This window comes from Shewanella nanhaiensis, assembly GCF_019457885.1.
In the GTDB taxonomy this organism is placed as follows: domain Bacteria; phylum Pseudomonadota; class Gammaproteobacteria; order Enterobacterales; family Shewanellaceae; genus Shewanella; species Shewanella nanhaiensis.
In genome coordinates, this window is record NZ_JAHZST010000040.1 from 1 (window position 1) to 4,084 (window position 4,084).

A 4,084-nucleotide genomic window follows, 5' to 3' on the forward strand; every position below is an offset into this window, starting at 1 on the left:
ATCTGGCGCGGATCTCATCGTAGAGCTGGGACTAATGAAGGTCTCAATAGACTCTGAATACATTAGCGCAAACCAACTCCTGTTATCTTGCTTTATTATTTGCAATAACGGGGCGTACCATACATTTGTCCACTAGGGTTATCGTCGAGAAGATTGATAGAGATCCTTGATGAAGCCGTCTCTCCTTGGGTGTTGACTAAAGAAAGGGTAAATATGTCGGTGTGAATATCCGTTTCGGTATGATTAAAAGCTGAATTGAGTGTGTAGCTATAGCTGATTAAACCAGTATTAATATTTAAGTCGGTAATGGTTAATAAACCAGAGGTTGTGGCTAAGCTTAGAGGCCCTTGGAATACTCCATTAGTAAATATAATCTCTCCATTTATAGATAAACTAAGGATCCCACTTTGGGGAGTGAAGAAGATGCTACCCTCTCGAGTTAATTCATTGTTCGTTGGGTTTGAACCCTGTGGGAGCTGACTTTCTGAGAAGGTGAGTGAGGAGGAGGTTAAGCTGGGAGTTGGTAGCTCCTCAAGAGTAGATAAGGGGTCTTCATCTACTGGGATTGGTATAAATTGGAACCCTTTGGTGTCATGACCACTTGCTGCTAATGTTTCATCTGCGGTTCTGATTAATGAAGTAAAATCGAAGCCTCCCTCATTACCACTTCCGCCGGCGGCGGTTTCTGGGAGTTCAAGTGTTGGGTCTTCACCCGATTCGATTAAATTTTGAAGTGCCTGAATTTCATCAATGTTTGTTAAGTTACCCTGCTCTAGAGCTGGATCAATAGTGGGATTATTTGAGTAAGTAGAACCATCTGCGTAGGAGATAATGAATTGAGTATTATCTTCAATATAGATTTTTGCACCAGAATGAAAATAATCATTAGCAACAACTTTTTTCTTGGCACCATCAATGTCGATAACTGTGTTACCGTCTACAAATATCACTTTTCCCTGTTGGGTGGTCACGTATAACATCATTTGATTACTCCCTGTAAGCAAATTTTTATCTCATTAGTCTTTTGGTCAGAAAGTGAGTGTCAAAAATCGGGTTCCAAAATCGAAAAGGGGTATTGATAATACAGATTTACTATTATCGGTCAATTTTTAACCGATAAAAGGGCTGTTTAAATTTGTATAAGCAGTCTTTTGTGCTAGGCAGTCGATTGGTTTATGTGCTTATCTCTTTGATATATTTGTTTTGGGAGAGAATTGGTGTGGGCATCAGTTTGCAAATAAAAAAGCGGACCTTCGCCCGCTTTTATTGATTATGGAGCTAATTGTAATATCTAGGGCAAGAGATCAACCACAATGGCTTCATCGAAAAGTAATCCATCGAGAATGACAGTTTCATTTGTGTCGCCATACTCTTGAGACAGATCTACATCTTCAAGTGTAATAGTGATTGTGTCTCCATCTGCGAGGGCGCCATTAGTATCCACAGTGATAATGGTGCTGCCTCCAACAAAATTAAATGTAAAGTAAGATTCAAGTGAGTTATTTTCTTCATCCAGTAAAATCTCTGATAGATCTAATATGTCGTGGGATAGGTTAAAGTTTTGCACTGTATCGGAACTGGCATCAGCATCGCCAGTTTGCCAGATAAAGGTGTCATTATCTGAGTCTAAACCAGCATCTAAGGTATCAGAACCCATGCCTCCAATGAGAATATCACTGCCGGTTCCCCCATCGAGGTCATCGTTATCAGCACCACCATTGAGGTAGTCATTGCCAGCGCCACCTGTGATGGTGTCATTACCTGAGCCACCAACTAACTCATCATCTCCATCTGCACCATCAAGCAGATCATCTCCCTCTCGGGCAAAGATACGATCGTTTAATTCGGCACCAGTAAGCGTGTCGTGGGAGATTCCACCAAAGAGTAGGTTATCGACACCTGCGGTTCCTGTGATAGTCAGGCTTGGATCACCTTGGTTGTCGAAAACAAAGTTGGCTTGAACAAATCTAGCTTGATAGGAGCCACCGTCGTTATCCAGATAGGTGATGGTCCAGATGTCACCTGCTGCTGGGGTATAGTTGTTGCTATTTATATAATCTATAAGGCTGATATTAGGATCACTCTCTTGATAAATAGTGGAGTAATCAAACTCAGCTCGCATTAGTCCAGTTTCAACATCATAAAACCAATCAGTTACACCATTTGCTGCGGCTAACACCACAAAGACGATACCATTAATGGTGAGGCGAATTGATACTTCATCTTCTCTTTCTGTTCCGGCTGTTCCTCCTATCTCGTCGGCTGGAATAGGGCTGGCAAAGGGGCTCTTCTGGAAGTCGGTAAAGAGTACGAGACTTGCGAGATCTGGGTTATTAGTGATGTTAGAAGCAAAATCACTGTTTAATACTAGTTGCGCATCTTGATCATTACCTGAAGTTAACGGTGATGAGCCATCACCAATTTGAACAGACTGACCAGGTAAGCTTGTGGGGGGAACAGTGTGTATGTTGTAGGTTGCAATGACCTCTTCACTACCGGATAGCATGGTAAAGCTGAGTGTGTATTCGTTTGCCGCTGTTATATCACCATTAGGCATATAGACAAGGTTTGTCAGCATATCAGTGGTGATAACATCGTTAACCTCTAAGGGAACAAAGAGGTTATTGCCATCGTAGTAGCCAACTTCCCCTTCGCTTGGGATCATGGATACGGTAATTGTGAGTGAATCGTTTGTATCTACATCACTTGGTGCGGTTAGCAGAAGTGGGTAGCCTGCTGTGTATGGGTCGACCATCTCCTCTAACGCGGCTGGCATCCAAATATCTTTTTGGAAATCTCCCTCAAGAGGATCGTTGGTGCCGTTGATGGTCACTGTCACTGTTTCAGTATCTGTGGCGCCGTTAATATCAGTAACGGTGACATCGAAACTAAGGGTGATACTTTCACCTATGGCGAGGAATTGAACTAATGAGTTGGCTATATTGTAGTCCCAACTATCGCTATCTACACTGAAGCCATCTATGAGGTCGGTGATCTGTTGTGCTGTGAGCACTGAAGTTATATCACCGCCACTCCAGTTAATATTGTTGTTATACACCTCACTGACTGTGTGTGTATCAGTAAGATCGACATCGGTGAAACTGAGTGCACCGCTATCAGTTAGCATTGGATCGCTGACATCTTCAGTTACCTCTGCTGTTAAGTCATTGACTGTTAATACTGGTGAATCATTAGTGCCTTGTACGGTGACGGTCACGAGTTGGGTATCGGTGGCACCGAATTCATCGGTCACAGTGACGAGGAAGGTCTCTTGGGCAGTTTGCCCTTCGGCAAGACTGTCGGCGGCACTGTTGTCTAACTCATACTCCCACGCCCCTGTGGCGGCATCGATGCTGAAACTACCATAGAGGTTAGTTTGAGCGGCAAAGCTCCATACTGGGCTATCGGTGACGATAGTGTCGACATCGCTAACGGATAGGGTGCCGTTGATAATGGCTGTACCAGCGACGACGGTGCCATCATCGAGGTTACCGGCTTCAATCACAGTGCCGCTTGCGCTGTCATCGGTGTCGATAAAGAGAATGGGTGAGTCGTTAGTGCCTTGTACTGTGACGGTTACCAGTTGGGTATCGGTGGCGCCGAACTCATCGGTGACGGTAACGAGGAAGGTCTCTTGGGCCGTTTGCCCTTCGGCGAGACTATCGGCGGCGCTGTTGTCTAACTCATACTCCCACGCCCCTGTGGCGGCATCGATGCTGAAGCTACCATAGAGGTTAGTTTGAGCGGCAAAGCTCCACACAGGGTTATCGGTGACGATGGTGTCGACATCGCTAACGGATAGGGTGCCGTTGATAATGGCTGTACCAGCGACGACGGTACCATCATCGAGGTTACCGGCTTCAATCACAGTGCCGCTTGCGCTGTCATCGGTGTCGATAAAGAGAATGGGTGAGTCGTTAGTGCCTTGTACTGTGACGGTTACCAGTTGGGTATCGGTGGCGCCGAACTCATCGGTGACGGTAACGAGGAAGGTCTCTTGGGCCGTTTGCCCTTCGGCGAGACTGTCGGCGGCGCTGTTGTCTAACTCATACTCCCACGCCCCTGTGGCGGCATCGATGCTGAA

At 45.3% G+C, this 4,084-nt stretch carries 2 protein-coding genes; both read right to left on the reverse strand.

Going from position 1 to position 4,084, the window contains the following annotated elements:
• Positions 1-95: 95 nt before the first annotated feature.
• The gene (locus tag K0625_RS24190) at positions 96-983 is read right to left on the reverse strand and encodes a retention module-containing protein (protein WP_220111913.1); all 888 of its coding nucleotides are present in this window, start codon (positions 981-983) and stop codon (positions 96-98) included.
• Positions 984-1,291: 308 nt separating this feature from the next.
• A partial coding sequence (locus tag K0625_RS24195) for a VCBS domain-containing protein (RefSeq protein WP_220111914.1) occupies positions 1,292-4,084 on the reverse strand: 2,793 nt, incomplete at its 5' end.